The sequence below is a fragment of the Janthinobacterium pasteuri genome (assembly GCF_051380775.1).
Lineage (GTDB): Bacteria > Pseudomonadota > Gammaproteobacteria > Burkholderiales > Burkholderiaceae_D > Janthinobacterium.
In genome coordinates, this window is record NZ_JBNYXS010000003.1 from 273,702 (window position 1) to 292,118 (window position 18,417).

Consider the following 18,417-nt stretch of genomic DNA (forward strand, 5'->3'; position numbering starts at 1 on the left):
AGTCGTCGCGCAACAGCCGCCCCGCCTAATTGGCCGGGCGGCTTTTTTCATTGGCAAACGGGTGCATAGGCATAAGAAATGTTGCCAAGAAGAATTAAATTGGCGCTACAATAGCGAGGTATCAAGCAATGCCAAGCATCGCTCCGCCAGGGCCACTACCCCGCCCTGATCATCAGCACGCATTTTTTGAACAGGATGACTGGCGCTGCCGGGCCCGTTTGCGCTCCCGGCACGGCCGCCACACACGCACCATGTCTGCAGAAAAAACCATTACCGAAACCAGCTCCTACGGCAAGGATACGCCCGTGGGACGCCCCGACATCGATGGCCGCGCCGGCATTTTCGTGCCCACGGCGGAGTTTGACATCGACAATACCACCACCATCCGCAAGGGCGCGGGCATTGTCGGCTTCGGCAACCTCGATGGAACCCTGACCGTGTACTTCGAAGCGAACCGTTTCGACGAAAGCAATCTGCACAAATGGGAGCACAAGGCGCGCAAGGCGTATGACCGCATGGTCATGGGCGCGCCCACGGTATCGAAGGCGAAGATCGATGCGCGCATGCTGGAACAGGTGGGCATCATCGATGGCATGGGCATCAGTCTCAAGCATCCGGAACGCCTGACACACTGGCTGACGATCTCGAACGTGCCGGACACGGCGCCGGAAGAGCCGGTGGTGCGCTGGAAAAATCGCTAGGCCGCTGGAGAGCGAGGCTGGGCCAAAGGTACGGGGTGTTGTCCTACAAAGCGGCGGTCATTCATCCGATGCCCGAAAGCATCCACTCAAACTATGATGAAAGCCTGACCACACCCCACACCACTCAGGAGTACGACATGTCCCGCCTCATCCCGATCAGCTTTGGCGCCTTGCAAATAGGTCTGGCAGCGGCGGCGATGTATATCCTGTGCTCGGCGGACGTACTGCACCAGAGTTCCGTGTATTTCCACTGATGTTCCGTGTATTTCCACTGATTCAGCTTCCCGGCGCCGCCCGCCAATGAGAATGCGCGCCGTGCTTCGCATAGTAGGAAGCGCGACGCGCATTCTGGCGTCCGGTGCTGCAGGGAACGTCTAGCGGCGGCCGTAATAGCGTCCGTGCCCGCCCCAACCACCACGGTGTCCGCCGTAGCGTCCAAAACCAAACATGAAGTCCAGCCCGATCGATACGGGGGGATTGTAATAATACGGTTGCGGCGCGTACACGGGTGCCGGCACATACACGGGTTGCTGCACGTATACCGGCTGCTGCTGAACATACACGGGGTCATTCGTGTATTCGACGCGCGGTGAGCTCATCACGCGGCCCGACTGCACCGGTTCGGACGAAACCGTATGCCAGTCGTATGGATTGTAGGCCCCCTGCGGCGCGCGCGAACCGTAATATGCGGGACCGGGGGGCGCCACGACGCAGCCACCCAGGGCGGCCAGCGACATTACTGCCAACAGGGTTTTCATCGCAATTCTCCTAATCTGTACTACCTTAATTAAGTACTATAAGAAATTACGCCGTGCTTTGCTGTGCTTTTACCGATTGTTACACCCCGATGCACGCCGCAACATGAAATGTGGCAAAGCTACCACAGGGGCGCAGGCGGCATGTTTCCTCAAATAAACGGAATCGCGCAGGTATCGATGGCCTTGCCGGCAGCATCATAGCGCTGCACGCACATCTGGTAACGCACGCCGTAATCGAATTCGACCTGCTCGACCTTGCCATACTTCAATTTCCAGCTGGGCTGCAACTGTTGCCGGCCGGCCAGCGCCGCCACATCCTGCGGAATCGCCATCGCCGTTTGCATCTCGCCCTGGCGCGCATCCTGGCGTCGCGCCACGTCGATGGACACATTCAAGGCCACGTCCACGCCGCCGTCCGCAAAGCTCAGCGTGGGCGCGCTGCGCTGCGCCCGCATTACGCCCCAGGCGCAAGGCTTGCCATCCGCCTCGCATCGCTTCAATTGCGCCAGCGGAAAATATTCAGGGGCAATCTTGCCATCCTTGATAGGCCAGCTGGTGCGCACGCCGTCGCGCTTGCCCGTCAGGGGATTGTCCCAGCTCAGGCTATTCACGACGGCCACGGTCTGCCCTGACTGCAAGCCAGCAGGCGTGCCCAGCGATGCGCAGGCGGAAAGCAGCAAGCCGGTGGCGGCCAGGGAGGAAAGTGTCAGAATGCGCTGCATGGTAAGCCTCTTGTGGTGAGAGAACCCGAAGGTATGTTTCGAGGGTAACAGAATCGGGAGCGGCGGCGCCGTTGACTGGCGCACATAACAGAACGGGCGGCACCCTTGCAGGCGCCGCCCGTAGCGGAGTCGGCCAGGCCGGGAGCGACGCTCCCGGCGCTACGTGGATCAGTCCAGCTTCCAGGCGTAATCGACCTTGGTCCAGGTTTGCGCGGCGGCGCCATCCTTGGTGCCCGGCTTGAACTTGCACGCCGACAAGGCTTTGATGGCGGCCTTGTCCAGGTTCTTGAAGCCGCTGCTCTTCTCGACTTTCGAGTCGGCAACGCTGCCATCGGCATTCACCAGGAAGGACATCGACACCGTGCCCTGCTCTTCGTTCATCAGCGAGGCTTTTGGATAGTCGGCCTTGCAGTTCTTGGCATCGAACGACGCCGGTACCTCGGCCGCGAAGGCGGCGGAAGAAACGGAAACCAGCAAGACTGCTGCAACACTCATCAAACGTTTATTCTCAAACATGTGCTTCCCCAAGATTATCAGATACGGTAATTACAACTTCTTGCCTGCCAAGAAGGCTGGTGTCGCCGGGATGTCTACCCCCGGTACCAGCACCATGCCTCCGTCAAACTACCTGGCGCTTAAAACTCTTCCCACTCGTCATTGCTGCCGGCACCTGCCGCCTTGCGTGGCGCCGGAGCTGCCACAGGAGCGGCCGCTTCCGTCTTGCGGGTCAGCGACTTGACCGGGCGCAATGCCGGCGCCGGCTTGCGCACGGCCACTGGTGCAGCGGCCACGGGTGCCGGCGCATACGCTGCGGGCTTCTCTTCGCCGTCGACCAGTTTGAAGATGCTGACCACGTGGGCCAGTTCGGCCGCCTGGTCTTGCAGGCTTTGCGCCGCAGCGGCCGCCTGTTCGACCAGCGCCGCATTTTGCTGCGTCATGCCATCCATCTCGATGATCGACAGGTTGACCTGTTCGATGCCCGCGCTTTGTTCCTGGCTGGCACTGGCGATCTCGCTCATGATGTCGGTAACGCGGCGCACACTGTCGACCACTTCGCCCATCGTCACGCCGGCCTGGCCGACCAGGCGCGTGCCCCGCTCGGTCTTCTCGGCCGAATCGTCGATGAGGATCTTGATTTCTTTCGCGGCGCCAGCGGAACGCTGGGCCAGGTTGCGCACTTCCGAGGCCACCACGGCAAAGCCGCGGCCTTGCTCGCCGGCACGCGCCGCTTCCACGGCCGCATTCAGCGCCAGGATGTTGGTCTGGAAGGCGATGCCATCGATGACGCCGATGATGTCGACAATCTTTTTCGCCGATTCATTGATCGAGCTCATGGTGTCAACCACTTGCGACACCACGGAGCCGCCCTTGAGGGCCACGTCCGATGCGGTGGCCGCCAGCTTGTTGGCTTCGCGCGCATTGTCCGCATTCTGTTTCACGGTCGAAGTCAGCTCTTCCATGGCCGACGCCGTTTTTTCCAGTGCGCTCGCTTGCATTTCCGTACGCGACGACAGGTCGATATTGCCGTCGGCGATTTCGCGCGACGCCGTGCCGATGGTTTCCGTGCCCACGCGTACCTGGCCGACGATGCCCACCAGACTGTTGCGCATTTCCTTCATTTCCGCCAGCAGACTGGACGTATCGGAAGGCTGGGTGTGGATGCCGATCGACAGGTCGCCATTGGCGATGCTGCCAGCGATCGATGCCGTGTAGTCAGGCTCGCCGCCCAGCTGTTTCAGCAGGCCGCGCGTAATCACCAGTGCCGCCGCCACGCCCATCGCCACAGCCAGTACGCCGAGGATGATCATGAACAGGCGCGCGCTGTCGAACGCCTTGCGGGCATCCGATTGCATCTGTTCGTTCAACTTGTCTTCCAGGGTGGCCAGTTGCTCCAGCGCATCCATCCATTTTTTCTGTACCGGGCGGATTTCCTTGATCATCACGCGCGTGGCGCCTTCGGCATCGTTGGCCATCCACAGTGCCGACGCCTTGGCGATAGCCGGCATGGCTGCTGCCTCGTATTCCTTGATCGAAGCGAGCAAGGTCTTCTCTTCGGCAGTCGACTCGACAGCAAATTTCTCTTCGAGCTTTTTCTGCGTTTCCTGATAGCTGCTGGTCTGCGTCTTGATACGCGCCATTTCCGGCTCCATATCGCTTGCGTCGGTCATCAGGGTGAGGATGCGCAGCGAGGTGACGCGGTCGCTGACGTTGCCACGCATGTCGATCACCAAACGGGTGACGACATTGTTGACATTAATCACGTGGTCGAGACGTTCCTGGATTTGCGCCATGCGCGCGATGCCGAGGACGGTCACGGCCACCAGCAGAACCAGTACCAGGGCGAAACCCAGGCCCAGGCGGGTACCAACCTTCATTTTTGCTAAATTCATTTCGGCTCTTCGTAAATGAAACTATTGATAAGGATTTTTGCCCGGCACGACAAGACGAAGGCTGCGTAACACCGGTATCCGCCCTTACCCATTGGTATGCTGGCGGTCTCCGGCCGCACGCAGCCTGGGGTACTTCCTGGTCTACAACAGCCCTGAAAACGCCAGTGACTGCGAATGCAAACTTCTTCCACACGCTGAATTTTTGACACCGTTGATGCGAGATCAACATCAAAAATTCATATGAGAAATATTTGTCTATAATCAATTATAGGTGTAAATTTTGCCTCAAAGCAAGCAATAAGTACCTGAATAAATGCCTGATTAACTTTCTTCGGGGAAATGGCAACAACGCCGTTTCTTGCCCCATAGAAATGCCCCACGACAGTGCGGGCGTGCTCCGAAACAGCGCATTTACAACACATGGCATAACCATATGGCATCGTTTTTGGAGAGGTGTTCAGAGGAAGGGGGAGTACAGGCAATACGACTGCGCCAGGACAGCGGTATAGACAAGTTGGATCAGCGATCCCAGCTGCAATGCATCACATAGGCGTGGCACTCTGTGCCAAAGACAAAGACGCTCCAGATGGCGCCCAATTGACCGGCCAGGCTGCGCTGGCCAGACGATACCAGTTGATACCAGCAGGGTTCGCCACCCAGCAGGTCGGCCAGTTCGCGCTCGAAACCGTCGAACAAACGCACGTCGAGCGGCTGCCGGTCAGCCTCGCTCACCGGGAGCAAGCGTTCGAGCAGCCACTGGCGCGGCGTGCACAAGGCGCCGCTGCACACGACCGTCTCGATCGGCTGCAGGCGCAAGCCGTCCGGCGCTATCTTGAGCGCGTGGCACAGCGCGTCAAAGGACGCCTGCGGCGGCAGCGCGCCCAGATAGGAACACATGAAGAGACTGCCGTCATCCTTGAGCGCGCTGACGGCCAGCAGGTAGCCGTCAATCTGGCGCGCAAGGCCGTGGCAGCCGCCGCTCATCACGCAGGCAGCGACAATCGTGCCGCCGCTTCCAGCAGCAGGCGCGGGTCGCCCGAGGCCAGCTTTTTTGAATCCGACAGGGTCTGGCGGAAGCCGCGCGCGCCGGGCAGGTTTTGCATCAGACCCAGCATGTGGCGCGTGACGCTGTTCAGCTTCAGCCGCCCCGCTTCCTTCTCCAGTTGCGCACTAATATAAGGGATCATCGCTTCAAGCACCTGCTCGCGCGTTTTTACAGGGGTGTCGTCGCCGTAATAGCGCTGGTCGAACTGCGCCATCACGTAGGGGTTGTGATAGGCCTCGCGACCCAGCATCACACCGTCCAGGTGCTGCAGGTGCAGGTCGATCTCGTCCAGGGTCTTGATGCCGCCATTGATAATGAACTCGAACTGGGGAAAATCACGCTTCAAGCGGTAGGCATAGTCATATTTCAGGGGCGGCACTTCGCGGTTTTCCTTCGGGCTCAAGCCTTTCAGGATGGCATTGCGCGCATGCACGATAAATGTCTTGCAGCCGGCGTCGGCCACGGTGCCAACGAAATCGCGCACGAAGTCATACGACTCGCTGTCGTCGATGCCGATGCGGTGCTTCACCGTGACGTCGATATCGACCACGTCGCGCATGGCTTTCACGCAGTCGGCCACCAGTTGCGGCTCGGCCATCAGGCAGGCGCCAAACGCGCCCTTTTGCACGCGCTCGGACGGGCAGCCGCAGTTCAGGTTAATCTCGTCATAGCCCCACTGCTGGCCCAGTTTCGCGCTGGTGGCCAGGTCCGTCGGATCGCTGCCGCCCAGCTGCAGCGCCACCGGATGCTCTTCGTCGTTGAAGCGCAAATGGCGTTCCACGTCGCCGTACACCAGCGCACCGGTCGTCACCATCTCGGTATACAGCCAGGTGTGGCGCGTGATTTCGCGGTGGAACTTGCGGCAATGGCGGTCGGTCCAGTCCATCATGGGGGCGACGGACAGGCGGCGGGAAGGCAAAGAAGAGGAAGTCATGGTGTCTACAAAAAAACAGGAGCTGCAAATGACAAACCCGCTGCGCGCCTCACCAGTGACGGTGACGCGGCGCAGCGGGCCGGGAGCGGCATGGCCCGCAGGCCATGCTCTACAACAGATTACGAATCACGCGACGCTTTTTTACGCTCGTGCTCTTTCAGGAAGCGCTTGCGCAGACGGATCGATTTAGGCGTGATTTCCACCAGTTCGTCGTCCTCGATGAATTCGACTGCGTATTCCAGCGACATCTGAATTGGCGGTACCAGGCGCACTGCTTCGTCGGTACCCGACGAACGCACGTTGGTCAGCTGCTTGCCCTTGATCGGATTGACGACCAGATCGTTGTCGCGCGAGTGGATACCGATGACCATGCCTTCGTAGACTGGGTCATTGTGCGATACGAACATGCGGCCGCGGTCTTGCAGTTTCCAGATAGCGTAGGCAACAGCAGCGCCGTCATCTTGCGAGATCAGCACACCGTTACGACGGCCAGCCATTTCGCCACGGCTGTTGTCGACAGGCGCGTATTCATGGAATACGTGGCTCATCAAGCCGGTACCGCGGGTCAGAGTCATGAATTCGCCCTGGAAGCCGATCAGGCCACGCGCCGGGATCAGGTACTCGAGACGCACGCGGCCCTTGCCATCCGATTCCATGTTTTGCAGGTCGCCACGACGACGGCCCAGTTCTTCCATGACGCCGCCCTGGTTGACTTCTTCAACGTCAACCGACAGGTTTTCAAACGGCTCGTGGCGCACGCCATCGACCATTTTGAACACCACGCGTGGACGCGATACGGCCAGCTCGAAGCCTTCGCGACGCATGTTTTCGATCAGAATCGTCAGGTGCAGCTCACCGCGGCCCGATACTTCAAAGATCGTGTCATCGTCGGTCGGCGAAACGCGCAGAGCAACGTTGGCTTTCAGTTCGCGGTCCAGACGGTCACGCAATTGGCGCGAGGTAACAAACTTGCCTTCGCGGCCAGCCAGTGGCGAGTTGTTGACCATGAAGTTCATGGTCAGGGTCGGCTCGTCGACGGTCAGCATCGGCAGCGCGTCCGGGGTATCGACTGCGCACAGGGTCGAACCGATGCCGATTTCGTCGATACCGTTGATCAGGCAGATGTCGCCGGCAACGGCTTCGTCCACCAGCACGCGCTCCAGGCCCTTGAAGTTCAGCACCTGGTTGATGCGGCCTTTGATTGGCGTAGCGCCTGGGCCATTGATGACCAGCACGTCCTGGCCGACCTTGACGGTACCACGGTTGACGCGGCCAATGCCGATCTTGCCGACGTACGACGAGTAATCGAGCGAGGTGATCTGCATCTGCAGCGGGCCTTCCGGATTGTCGTCACGCACTGGAACGTGTTCCAGGATGGCGTCAAACATCGGCTTCATGTCGCCGCTGCGCACGTCTTCGGTCAGGCCGGCATAGCCGTTCAGGCCCGAAGCGTAAATGATAGGGAAATCCAGTTGCTCGTCGGTAGCGCCCAGCTTGTCGAACAGTTCGAACGTCTGGTTGATGGCCCAGTCCGGGCGCGCGCCTGGACGGTCGACCTTGTTGACGATAACGATAGGCTTCAGACCCAGTGCCAGCGCTTTGCGCGTGACGAAACGGGTTTGCGGCATCGGGCCTTCTTGTGCATCGACCAGCAGCAATACCGAGTCAACCATCGACAGAACACGTTCCACTTCGCCGCCGAAGTCGGCGTGGCCTGGGGTGTCGACGATGTTGATGTGGGTGCCTTCGTACTCAACAGCGCAGTTCTTCGACAGAATCGTAATGCCGCGCTCCTTTTCCAGGTCGTTCGAGTCCATGACTCGGGTGTCGACCGCTTGGTTTTCACGGAAGGTGCCGGACTGGCGCAGCAGCTGATCCACCAGCGTGGTTTTGCCGTGGTCAACGTGGGCGATAATGGCGATATTACGAATTGCGCGTTTTGTATTTGACATGGTCGTAGTAGTTACTGAAAAACTGCGGAGTGCGTACAAGGTGTACGAGATACCCGAATGCTAATCTATTTCCGGAACCGCGTAGTATAGCATGTTGCGTTGCAACGCTATCTAAAAATGCTGGCGGCTCCCGCAGTCGGGGACGATTTGTTAAAAAAAGCGACACTGGGTGAAGAGTATCGCTCGGTGATGACGTTGCTATGACTTATTGATGCGCCGTGGCAATCAAGCGTTCCGGGGCCAGGATGCTGTATTCCTGCAACTGGCCCGTGCCCAGCAGCCTGCTGTCGTGATACACGCGCACCCTGCCCGGTTCGGCTGGTACGGCCACGTCTTCCTTGCCCAGTGCGATGCGCTGGCCATGCAGGAAACGCTTGGCCAATTCTTCCGTCAGCTGAACGGCGGGGAAACTCGACAATAATGCATCGACGGGCGCCAGCAAGCTCAGCGGCGCGGCATGTGCCGTCAGTTCATCGAGCGTGACGACGCCGTCGAGGGTCAGGCTGCCTACTTGCGTGCGGCGCAAGGCGTTCAAATGGCCGCCGCAACCGAGGGCATGACCGATGTCTTCGCCCAGCACGCGGATATACGTGCCTTTGCTGCACATCACGGACAATTTCAGGAACGGGGCGTCGTAGCCGAGGAACTCGAGCTTGTGGATAGTCACCGGGCGCGCTTCGCGCTCCAGGGTGATGCCTGCCCTTGCATACTCATATAAGGGCTTGCCATCCCGTTTCAAGGCCGAGTACATGGGCGGCGTCTGCAAAATCGGCCCGCGAAACTGCGCCAGCACGGCTTCGATCTGCTCCGGCGTCACATTCACGTCGCGCGTTTCCAGCACTTCGCCTTCCGTATCGCCCGTATCCGTCGTCTGCCCCAGGTGCACCAGGGTTTCGTAGGTTTTATCGGCTTCCAGCAAGTCCTGCGAGAACTTCGTGGCCTCGCCAAAGCACAGCGGCAGCAAGCCCGTGGCGAACGGGTCCAGCGTGCCCGTATGGCCCGCTTTTTTCGCATTCAGCACGCGCTTGGCCTTGATCAGGGCGTCGTTGCTGGACCAGCCCACGGGCTTATCCAGCAGCAAGACGCCGTCGACCAGGTCGCGCACCCGTTTGATGCCGGGCGGTTTCTTCGGACCCGCCACGCTTATTGCTCGTCCGCTTTGTCTGCAGGCTTCTCGTCCGGCTCGGCGTCGGCCGCGCGCGTGGCGTTGGCCTTGTCGATCAGCAAGGACATTTCCATGCCGCGCGAGGTCGAGCTATCGTGCACGAAATGCAGCATCGGCAGCGTGTGGATGTGCAGGCGCTTGCCCAGCAAGCCACGGATGAAGCCAGACGCAGCCATCAAGCCTTCGGTGGTGTTCTTGATGGCTTCCTTGCTGTCTTTCAACATCGTGAAAAACACCTTGGCATGCGCGTAATCGGGCGTGATCTGCACTTCGGTGATGGTGATCATCGTGCCCACGCGCGGGTCTTTCAATTCGTAGGCGACGATTTCAGCCAGATCGCGCTGGATCTGGTCGGCCACGCGCAAGCCGCGCGCTGGCATGGTTTTGCTATGTTTAGCCATGATTTTATGCTGTCCTAAGTGCCGCAGGGCGCATGAGTCAAACGGTTGCCCGTTGACCAATGCGCCCCACGTGTTTGCGCGGACAACCATATGTCCGCGCCATTGTTCTTGCTGAGATTACAGGGTACGAGCGATTTCCTGGACTTCGAACACTTCCAGTGTGTCGCCAACCTGAATGTCGTTGTAGTTCTTCAGCGACAGGCCGCACTCCAGACCGGCGCGAACTTCTTTCGCATCGTCCTTGAAGCGTTTCAGGGAGTCGATCTCGCCACTCCACACCACGATGTTGTTGCGCAACAGGCGGACGGAAGAAGCACGCTTGACCACGCCATCGGTGACCAGGCAACCGGCAATCGCGCCCACTTTCGAGACCAGGATAACCTGGCGGATCTCGACCTGGCCGATGACGGTTTCGCGTTTCTCTGGTGCCAACATGCCCGACAACGCCGATTTGATCTCGTCGATCGCATCGTAAATGATGTTGTAGTAGCGAATGTCCACGCCATTCGACTCGGCCAGCTTGCGTGCCTGGGCATCAGCACGGGCGTTGAAGCCGATGATGACCGCTTTCGAGGCGACTGCCAGGTTGACGTCCGATTCCGTGATGCCGCCGACTGCCGCGTGAACAACTTGTACGCGCACTTCGGAGGTCGACAGTTTCTGCAGCGAACCAACCAGCGCTTCTTGCGAACCTTGCACGTCGGTTTTGATGATCAGCGGCAAGTTTTTCACTTCGCCTTCGGCCATCTGGTCGAACATGTTTTCCAGTTTCGCAGCTTGCTGCTTGGCCAGTTTCACGTCGCGGAACTTACCCTGACGGAACAGACCGATTTCACGCGCCTTGCGCTCGTCAGCCATGACGACGACTTCTTCACCGGCAACCGGCACTTCCGTCAAGCCCTGGATTTCGACCGGAATCGAAGGACCCGCTTCAGCGATGGATTTGCCGTTCTCATCCAGCATGGCGCGAACACGGCCATACGAAGAGCCAGCCAGAATCACGTCGCCGCGCTTCAACGTACCGGACTGCACCAGGATCGTCGCGACAGGACCACGGCCCTTGTCCAGACGTGCCTCGACAACCAGGCCGCGCGCAGGCGCATCGACCGGTGCCGTCAATTCCAGCACTTCGGCTTGCAACAGCACTTGTTCCAGCAGGTCGTCGATACCTTGACCCGTTTTAGCCGAGACCGGCACGAATGGCGATTCGCCACCGTATTCTTCCGGCACGACTTGTTCGGCGACCAGTTCCTGCGTCACGCGGTCCACGTTACCACCCGGTTTGTCGACCTTGTTGATCGCCACCACCAGCGGCACGCCGGCTGCTTTCGCATGGGCAATCGCTTCTTTCGTTTGCGGCATCACGCCATCGTCGGCGGCAACCACCAGAATGACGATGTCGGTTGCCTTGGCGCCACGGGCACGCATGGCGGTAAACGCTTCGTGGCCCGGGGTGTCGAGGAAGGTGATCATGCCGCGTGGCGTATCGACGTGGTATGCGCCGATATGCTGCGTAATGCCACCCGCTTCGCCGGAGGCAACCTTGGCGCGACGGATGTAATCGAGCAACGAGGTCTTACCATGGTCGACGTGACCCATGACGGTGACCACCGGTGCGCGTGGCTTGGTTTCGAAGTGCGCGTGTTCGCCCACATCGGCCAGCAACGCTTCCGGATCGTCCAGTTCGGCGGCGAACGCCTTGTGGCCCATTTCTTCCACCAGAATCATGGCGGTTTCCTGGTCCAGCACCTGGTTGATCGTGCACATCTGGCCCAGTTTCATCAAATGCTTGATGACTTCGGATGCCTTGACGGACATTTTGTGTGCCAATTCGGCCACGGTGATCGTTTCCGGTACGTGCACGTCTTTGACGACGGCTTCCGTAGGAGCCTGGAAGTTCGATTCACGGTCGTCATGGTGCGTCGGGCGACGGCCCTTCGCGCCACCGCGCCAGCTGTCACGGCCGCCTGGGCCGCTATTGCCGCGTGGCTTGGGACCACCGGTGGTGCCGCGTTTTTTCGCGTCATCGGACCAGGTGGACGACACATTGGCCGACTTGATGGATTTCTTGTCTGCAACAGCAGGCTTCTTGTCGCCCGGCTTGTCGCCAGGTTTCTTGTCAGCAGGCTTGTGCAAGGTGCCTTCCGGCGCCTTCGGCTTCACCGGAACCGGTACGGGTTCAGGTGCCTTGATGGCGCGGCGTGGCGCGTTCATCATGGCCTTGATCTGGGCAACTTCGTCGGCAACGGCCTTGCGTGCACGCTCGGTGGCTTCCGCTTTGTCAGCGGCTTCCTTGGCGGCAACAGCAGCGGCAGCGGCTTTCTTCTTCGCTTCTTCAGCGGCAGCAGCTTTTTTCGCTTCGGCAGCGGCGTCGTCAACGACAGGCGCAGCGGCGCTGGCGGCAGGCGCAGCAGCAGCCTTGGCAGCCGCTTTTTTCGCTTCCGCTTCAGCCTCTTTCTTCGCAGCCAATTCAGCCTGTTGGGTGGCTTTCGCCTGGGCTTCTTTTTCCGCGTCGAGCTTGGCCAGACGTTCTTGCTTTTCGCGCAGATCGGCTTCCTGGCGGGCGATCAGTTCAGCCTGCTTGCGGGCGTCTTCTTCACGGCGCGCCACGTCGGCGGGATCGATCACCGGTGCGGCAGGCGCGACCGGTTCTGCTGCGACCGGCGCAGCTTCGTCACGCTGGACGAAAGTGCGTTTCTTGCGCACTTCCACCTGGATGGTGCGCGATTTGCCGGTGGCGTCAGCTTGCTTGATCTCAGTCGTTTCCTTGCGGGTCACGGTGATTTTTTTCTTTTCTGTGTCAGCCGCTGCGCCGTGTGTGCGGCGCAGATGATCCAAAAGCTTGTCCTTATCATCTTTCGACAATGGATCTGACGTCGAACTTTTCTCGACGCCGGCAGAACGCAGCTGCGTCAGCAGCAAATCTGCAGGCATCTTCAGTTCGGTGGCAAATTGGGCTACGTTGTTACTCGCCATTCAGTCCTCTTTTCTATGTGTCGCGGAGATGATAAAGATACTCAAATTAAGCCTTTGCGGATTCGGCCAGACTCCATGCCTTGGCTTGCAACGCCTTGGCACGATCGTCATATTTCGAGTCAACCAACTTCATCTCATCGTCGGTCACATCTTTAAATTCACTTGTAATCAGTTCACGCGCACGGTCCGCAGACAAGGCCAGGATTGCGCCAAATTCGTCGTATGCCAGTGCTGCAAATGCTTCAACGGTCTTGATACCAGCCAGACCCAGCTTGCCGGCGGTAATGCGGTCCATGCCTTCCAGACCCACCAACGCCTCGTCCATGCCTTCCAGACCCTCTTCCGAAGCAATCGCTTCGGTAACCAGCGCATCACGCGCACGGGTACGGAGTTCATTGACGGTATCTTCGTCAAACGATTCGATTTCCAGCATTTCGGAAATTGGCACGTAAGCGATTTCTTCCAGACTGGCGAAACCTTCTTCTACCAGAATATCGGCCACTTCCTGGTCGACATCGAGCTTTTCCATGAACAGGATGCGCACGGCAGCCGTTTCCTGGGCAGCTTTGTCAGCCGATTCTTCGGCCGTCATGATGTTGATCTTCCAGCCGGTCAGGTCCGAGGCCAGGCGCACGTTCTGGCCGGAACGGCCGATCGCGATTGCCAGGTTTTCTTCGTCCACGACGACATCCATCGCGTGTTTTTCTTCATCGACCATGATCGACGACACGTTCGCCGGCGCCAGGGCGCCGATAACGAACTGCGCCGGATCTTCCGACCACAGCACGATGTCGACACGTTCGCCACCGAGTTCGCCGGTGACAGCCTGCACGCGCGAACCGCGCATGCCGACGCAAGTACCGATCGGATCTATGCGCTTGTCGGCCGTGTAGACGGCGATCTTGGCGCGTACGCCGGCATCGCGGGCTGCGGATTTAATTTCCAGCATGCCTTGCTCGATTTCCGGCACTTCCAGTTCGAACAGCTTCATGATGAATTCCGGCGCGGTGCGCGACAGAATCACTTGCGGGCCGCGCATATTGCGGTCGATGCGCAAGATGAAAGCACGCACACGGTCGCCGATACGCAGATTCTCTTTCGGGATCATCTGGTCGCGTGGCAGACGCGCTTCGATCTTGCCCGATTCGACGATGGCGTCGCCACGTTCCATGCGCTTGATGGTACCGGTGACGAGCGAATCGCCGCGTTCCAGGAAATCGACCAGGATCTGTTCACGTTCGGCGTCACGCACGCGCTGCAGGACGACCTGTTTGGTATCCTGGGCGAAACGGCGGCCGAATTCAACGGATTCGATCGGCTCTTCGATGTGGTCATCGACTTCGATATCGGAAATCTGTTCTTTTGCCTCGAAATGCAGGATCTCCTGATCCGGCAATTGCAGGCCCGCTTCATCAGGCACCACGTGCCAGCGGCGGAACGATTCGAATTCGCCCGTTTCGCGGTCGATCGAAACGCGGATGTCTACCTCACCCTCATACCGTTTCTTCGTGGCTTGCGCCAACGCGAATTCGAGGGCGCCGAAGACGACATCTTTATCGACGTTTTTTTCGCGCGCCAGCGCGTCAACCAATAATAAAACTTCGCGGCTCATGCTTTGCGTCCCTTAAAAACCACCTGCGGCACCAAGCGTGCCTTATCCACATCGGCGAGCGTAAACTCCAACATCGCCGGACCATCCTTACCTTCAAATTCCAACGACAATTTATCGCCCACGGGTTCTTGCAAGATCCCCTGGAACGATTTCCGGTTGTTCGTACCCGGCATCGCCACAGTCAGCTTGACGATGATTTCCTGGCCTGCGAAACGGACAAAGTCTTCCAGCTTGCGCACCGGACGATCCAGACCCGGGGAAGAAATCTCGAGACGCTCGTAAGGAACGTTCTCTACCGTCAACACATGCGATAACTGGTGACTCACCGTGGCACAGTCTTCGACCGTGATCGGACCTTTTTCAGCGGCATCGGCGGCGCTGAAATCAATAAAGACGCGCAGCATTCCGCGCTCGGCACGTTCGACATCAACGAGCTCATAGCCCAGACCTGTAACTGTCTTTTCAATTAATCCCAACTGCTGCAAGAAATTCTCCAGAAATAAGGCCCGTTTTCAGCATGACAGCGCCGCATTGAGCGCCGACAACATGCAAAAACACGCATTCAAGTCATATATGGCCCCTTGCGGAGCCATGACAAACGGTTCAACAAAAAAAAAATGGGCATCTGCCCATCTTCCTGTATTTCCCCAACCAGATAAGCACTCTCCACCAAACAACCCTGCGGAGAACTTTTATTAGGCTGCAGATTATAACCTCTTATTAACTTCGCCGCAATGCCGCACACAAGGAGCGGCCCGGCTTACAACAGTTACAAGAGAGCGCGCCTGCAGCAGATCAGCGGGCGCGCAAGAAGAAATCCCCTGATTTAACCTTTGCTGCGACGGCGCGGCATGCCATCCATGCCGCCACGCGGCTGACCACCGGAACGCGCTTGCCCACCGGCCCCGCCCGCGTTGCGGCGCGGACCCGTGTTGGCGAAGCCGAAGGTCGTTTGCAGCGGATCGGGCTGGCGCGGACCGCGCTGCGGCGCGCGGCCTTCACCACCGGCCGGACGCCCTTGCCCCTGACCCTGACCTGCCGCACGCGGCGAACGACCCTGACCTTGCGGCGCACCTTCGAACGATGCCGACGAGCGCGGCTGACCGCCCTGGAACGGACCTTGCGGCTGGCCACGGCCCGGACCACGCGCTTCGCCTGGACGACCGGCGCCACCTGGGCGACCCTGGCCTTGCGGACGGGCAAACTGGCCCTGCGGCTGGCCACGGCGCGGCGCGACGGGGAACGGATCGGCGTTGCGGTTACTCACATCGATGCGGTTGCCATTCGGCTCGTCATCGCGGCTGGCCTTGCGCGCTTCGCGGCCCTTGGCGGCACCAGCGGCACGGGGGTCGCCCGATGCCGGCATTTTCTTTTCGATGCCGTAGGCGGTCAGCAGGTCGCGCACGGTGTTTTCATCCATCTCTTCCCAGCGGCCGCGTTTCAAGCCGCTCGGCAGGGTCATGGCGCCGTAACGGGTACGGATCAGACGCGAGACGGTCAGGCCGATCGCTTCGAACATGCGGCGCACTTCGCGGTTGCGGCCTTCGCCGATCACCACGCGGTACCACTTGTTGATGCCTTCGCCACCGCCATCGGCGATCTTCGAGAACTGCGCCAGGCCGTCTTCCAGCTCGACGCCAGCCAGCAGCTTCTGGCGCATACCCTCCTCCAGCTCGCCCAGGGTACGCACGGCGTACTCGCGGTCGATGCCGTAGCGTGGATGCATCAGGCGGTTGGCCAGGTCACCGGACGTGGTAAACAGCAGCAAGCCTTCCGTATTGAAGTCGAGACGGCCAACGGCCAGCCACTTGCCCGCTTTCATGGTCGGCAAGCGGTCAAACACGGATGGACGACCATCAGGGTCATTATGGCTGACGATTTCGCCGGCCGGCTTGTGATACACCAGCACGCGTGGCGGCTTCTTGCTGACGCGGCGCTGGATCAACTTGCCATTGATGCGCACGTGGTCGCTCGGCAGGATGCGCTGGCCGATGTGGGCCGGCTCGCCATTCACGGACACGCGGCCCGAAATGATCAGGTCTTCCATGTCGCGGCGCGAACCGAGACCGGCTTCGGCCAGCACCTTGTGCAGCTTCGGCGCGTCGTCGTCGGACGTCAGGTCGCGGCGCACGGCCACTTTTTGCACGCGGCCCGTGCCGCCCTCTTCGCTGTCGAACGCGTCGGAGGTGACAAACGAGAACACGGCATCGGCGTCGCTGAGCTTACCGGGCGCAGCCTGGCGGCCCTTGCCCTTTTTACGGCTCTTGCCGGCATTCTTGCCAGCACCCGGCACGTCGTTGCGCGGACCGCGCGGCAGGCGCGGGCCGGAAACGAGGTTGCCTTCGGCATCGAACACATCGGCGACAGGCGCGGCAGCTTGCTCTGCGCCAGGCGCTGCTGCAACTGCTTCGGCGGCCTGCGGCGCTTCGGCGCGCGGCGGCTGGCGCAGTGCGCGTTCCGCTTGCACGCCACGCATCTGGCGCGGACCACGGGTAGGGCGTGCTTCGGCCGGCTTGTCAGCGGCAACTTCCGGCGCGGCTTCCGCCTCGGCGGCGGCAGCCTTGGCGGCGGCGCGGGCGCGCGGCGGACGCGGCGCAGGGGCAGCCACGGCTTCGGCGGCCGCTTCGGCGGCTTCGGCGACGGCTTTCAGGGCCGGCTTGGCACGGGTTTTCTTGACGACTGGGGCAGCTTCAGTTTCAGCAGCGGCGACGACTGGCGCGTCGGCGGCCACGTCGGCTTTGGTGCGGCGCTTCGGCTTGGCAGCGACGGCGTCGCCAGCAACGGCAGCAGCGGCCGTGTCAGCTTCGATCTGGGCCTTGGTGCGGCGCTTGGGCTTGGCAACGATGGCTTCGTCGCTGGCGGTTACTGTCTCGGGTGTGTTCGGATTATTCATTCTTCGTTTCTTGGCTGTGCTGACCTGGCGCAGCGTCAACCGTTAGTTCTGGCGCAGGGTCGTGAGTGTAGGCTTCGTCCGTGGGCGAAGCATCGGGGCCGGCATCAAGGCTTGCTGTCACATCTGTCACAGCCGTATTGCTACCTGCACCAAGCTGGGGGACAAGCTCATTGCTTGCCTTGTCAAAATTTTCTTGCAGGGCCGCTTCCAGGGCTTCGAGCCCATTGCCCTGCATTTCACTGATTTGCTGCAAAGGCGGCAGCTGGGACAGCGAATGCAAACCCAGGTCATCCAAAAACTGCTTGGTGGTGGCCAGCAAGGCCGGCCGTCCCACCACGTCGCGGTAGCCGATGGCATCGACCCAGCCACGGTCTTCCAGCATCTTGATCGTCTGCGAATTGACGGCAACGCCGCGGATTTCCTCGATATCGCCGCGCGTCACCGGCTGGCGGTAGGCGATGATGGCGAGGGTTTCCAGGGTCGCCCGCGAATACTTGGGCGGCCGCTCGGGCGTCATGCGATCGAGATACATCTTCATTTCCGGGCGGCTTTGAAAGCGCCAGCCCGAGGCCAGACTGACGATCTCGATGCCGCGCCCTTCCCACTCTTGCCGTAATTCTTCCAGCAATTGCTTGATCGTGTCGGCACCGACGCCGACACCACGCACGCGACCGTTCTCGTCCGCATCAACGAACAGCTTTTTCAGGCTATGGATCGTCAGCGACTCACGAGCGCACAGCAACGCGGTTTCGAGGACTCTTTTAGCCTCAATTGTATTCATAGCAATTCTGTGCGGATGTGTGTTGCAATTCGTATGCAGAGAAAGAAATCAAAAACGTTCATTTCAACGTAACAGATGGCAGACATC

General features: G+C 60.0%; 15 protein-coding genes. 1 reads left to right on the top strand and 14 read right to left on the bottom strand.

Translation table 11 applies throughout. The features are described from left to right. Positions 1 to 251 precede the first annotated feature (251 nt). On the top strand, positions 252 to 701 hold the full coding sequence (locus tag ACQ4WN_RS05540) for a hypothetical protein (protein WP_436550616.1): 450 nt from the start codon (positions 252 to 254) through the stop codon (positions 699 to 701). A gap of 374 nt (positions 702 to 1,075) precedes the next feature. Here the strand turns inward: ACQ4WN_RS05540 and ACQ4WN_RS05545 are convergent, their stop codons facing one another. The 14 genes from ACQ4WN_RS05545 to scpB form a co-directional block, all read right to left on the bottom strand. Then, positions 1,076 to 1,459, bottom strand: a complete 384-nt coding sequence (locus ACQ4WN_RS05545) for a hypothetical protein (RefSeq protein ID WP_436550617.1) — start codon at positions 1,457 to 1,459, stop codon at positions 1,076 to 1,078. Positions 1,460 to 1,608: 149 nt separating this feature from the next. Then, positions 1,609 to 2,181 carry a hypothetical protein gene (locus ACQ4WN_RS05550; protein ID WP_436550618.1) on the bottom strand — a complete coding sequence of 191 codons (573 nt, stop codon included), beginning with the start codon at positions 2,179 to 2,181 and terminating at the stop codon, positions 1,609 to 1,611. A gap of 168 nt (positions 2,182 to 2,349) precedes the next feature. Further along, the gene (locus ACQ4WN_RS05555; RefSeq protein WP_243858431.1) at positions 2,350 to 2,697 is read right to left on the bottom strand and encodes an energy transducer TonB; all 348 of its coding nucleotides are present in this window, start codon (positions 2,695 to 2,697) and stop codon (positions 2,350 to 2,352) included. 119 nt (positions 2,698 to 2,816) lie between these two features. Continuing rightward, positions 2,817 to 4,556, bottom strand: coding sequence for a methyl-accepting chemotaxis protein (locus ACQ4WN_RS05560; protein ID WP_436550645.1), 1,740 nt, complete (start codon positions 4,554 to 4,556; stop codon positions 2,817 to 2,819). 534 nt (positions 4,557 to 5,090) lie between these two features. Continuing rightward, positions 5,091 to 5,555: a hypothetical protein gene (locus ACQ4WN_RS05565; protein WP_436550619.1), complete on the bottom strand. Its 465-nt coding sequence runs from the start codon at positions 5,553 to 5,555 to the stop codon at positions 5,091 to 5,093. Continuing rightward, positions 5,555 to 6,550, bottom strand: coding sequence for a tRNA dihydrouridine(20/20a) synthase DusA (dusA, locus tag ACQ4WN_RS05570; protein WP_436550620.1), 996 nt, complete (start codon positions 6,548 to 6,550; stop codon positions 5,555 to 5,557). Before dusA ends, ACQ4WN_RS05565 begins: the two co-directional genes overlap by 1 nt. Positions 6,551 to 6,669: 119 nt before the next feature. Next, the gene (typA, locus tag ACQ4WN_RS05575; protein ID WP_436550621.1) at positions 6,670 to 8,502 is read right to left on the bottom strand and encodes a translational GTPase TypA; all 1,833 of its coding nucleotides are present in this window, start codon (positions 8,500 to 8,502) and stop codon (positions 6,670 to 6,672) included. A 205-nt stretch (positions 8,503 to 8,707) separates the two neighbouring features. After that, on the bottom strand, positions 8,708 to 9,643 hold the full coding sequence (truB, locus tag ACQ4WN_RS05580; protein WP_436550622.1) for a tRNA pseudouridine(55) synthase TruB: 936 nt from the start codon (positions 9,641 to 9,643) through the stop codon (positions 8,708 to 8,710). A gap of 2 nt (positions 9,644 to 9,645) precedes the next feature. Next, positions 9,646 to 10,068 carry a 30S ribosome-binding factor RbfA gene (rbfA, locus tag ACQ4WN_RS05585; RefSeq protein WP_034782531.1) on the bottom strand — a complete coding sequence of 141 codons (423 nt, stop codon included), beginning with the start codon at positions 10,066 to 10,068 and terminating at the stop codon, positions 9,646 to 9,648. 117 nt (positions 10,069 to 10,185) lie between these two features. Continuing rightward, positions 10,186 to 13,044 (bottom strand): translation initiation factor IF-2, encoded by a 2,859-nt coding sequence (gene infB, locus ACQ4WN_RS05590; protein ID WP_133994010.1) that lies wholly within the window; start codon positions 13,042 to 13,044, stop codon positions 10,186 to 10,188. A gap of 46 nt (positions 13,045 to 13,090) precedes the next feature. Beyond that, positions 13,091 to 14,656 (bottom strand): transcription termination factor NusA, encoded by a 1,566-nt coding sequence (nusA, locus tag ACQ4WN_RS05595; protein WP_034782529.1) that lies wholly within the window; start codon positions 14,654 to 14,656, stop codon positions 13,091 to 13,093. Beyond that, positions 14,653 to 15,141, bottom strand: coding sequence for a ribosome maturation factor RimP (gene rimP / locus ACQ4WN_RS05600; protein WP_436550623.1), 489 nt, complete (start codon positions 15,139 to 15,141; stop codon positions 14,653 to 14,655). Before rimP ends, nusA begins: the two co-directional genes overlap by 4 nt. Before the next feature lie 341 nt (positions 15,142 to 15,482). Beyond that, complete coding sequence (rluB, locus tag ACQ4WN_RS05605; protein ID WP_436550624.1) at positions 15,483 to 17,549, bottom strand: 23S rRNA pseudouridine(2605) synthase RluB; 2,067 nt, start codon at positions 17,547 to 17,549, stop codon at positions 15,483 to 15,485. Further along, entirely contained in the window at positions 17,542 to 18,330 is a 789-nt protein-coding gene (scpB, locus tag ACQ4WN_RS05610) for an SMC-Scp complex subunit ScpB (protein ID WP_436550625.1), read from the bottom strand. Before scpB ends, rluB begins: the two co-directional genes overlap by 8 nt. Positions 18,331 to 18,417 lie beyond the last annotated feature (87 nt).

Coding starts and splice junctions, on each gene's coding strand:
- scpB (WP_436550625.1), bottom strand. CDS start 18,330: ATGAATACAATTGAGGCTAAAAGAGTCCTCGAAACCGCGTTGCTGTGC.
- ACQ4WN_RS05540 (WP_436550616.1), top strand. CDS start 252: ATGTCTGCAGAAAAAACCATTACCGAAACCAGCTCCTACGGCAAGGAT.
- ACQ4WN_RS05550 (WP_436550618.1), bottom strand. CDS start 2,181: ATGCAGCGCATTCTGACACTTTCCTCCCTGGCCGCCACCGGCTTGCTG.
- ACQ4WN_RS05560 (WP_436550645.1), bottom strand. CDS start 4,556: ATGAAGGTTGGTACCCGCCTGGGCCTGGGTTTCGCCCTGGTACTGGTT.
- typA (WP_436550621.1), bottom strand. CDS start 8,502: ATGTCAAATACAAAACGCGCAATTCGTAATATCGCCATTATCGCCCAC.
- ACQ4WN_RS05565 (WP_436550619.1), bottom strand. CDS start 5,555: ATGAGCGGCGGCTGCCACGGCCTTGCGCGCCAGATTGACGGCTACCTG.
- ACQ4WN_RS05555 (WP_243858431.1), bottom strand. CDS start 2,697: ATGTTTGAGAATAAACGTTTGATGAGTGTTGCAGCAGTCTTGCTGGTT.
- rbfA (WP_034782531.1), bottom strand. CDS start 10,068: ATGGCTAAACATAGCAAAACCATGCCAGCGCGCGGCTTGCGCGTGGCC.
- nusA (WP_034782529.1), bottom strand. CDS start 14,656: ATGAGCCGCGAAGTTTTATTATTGGTTGACGCGCTGGCGCGCGAAAAA.
- infB (WP_133994010.1), bottom strand. CDS start 13,044: ATGGCGAGTAACAACGTAGCCCAATTTGCCACCGAACTGAAGATGCCT.
- dusA (WP_436550620.1), bottom strand. CDS start 6,550: ATGACTTCCTCTTCTTTGCCTTCCCGCCGCCTGTCCGTCGCCCCCATG.
- rluB (WP_436550624.1), bottom strand. CDS start 17,549: ATGAATAATCCGAACACACCCGAGACAGTAACCGCCAGCGACGAAGCC.
- ACQ4WN_RS05545 (WP_436550617.1), bottom strand. CDS start 1,459: ATGAAAACCCTGTTGGCAGTAATGTCGCTGGCCGCCCTGGGTGGCTGC.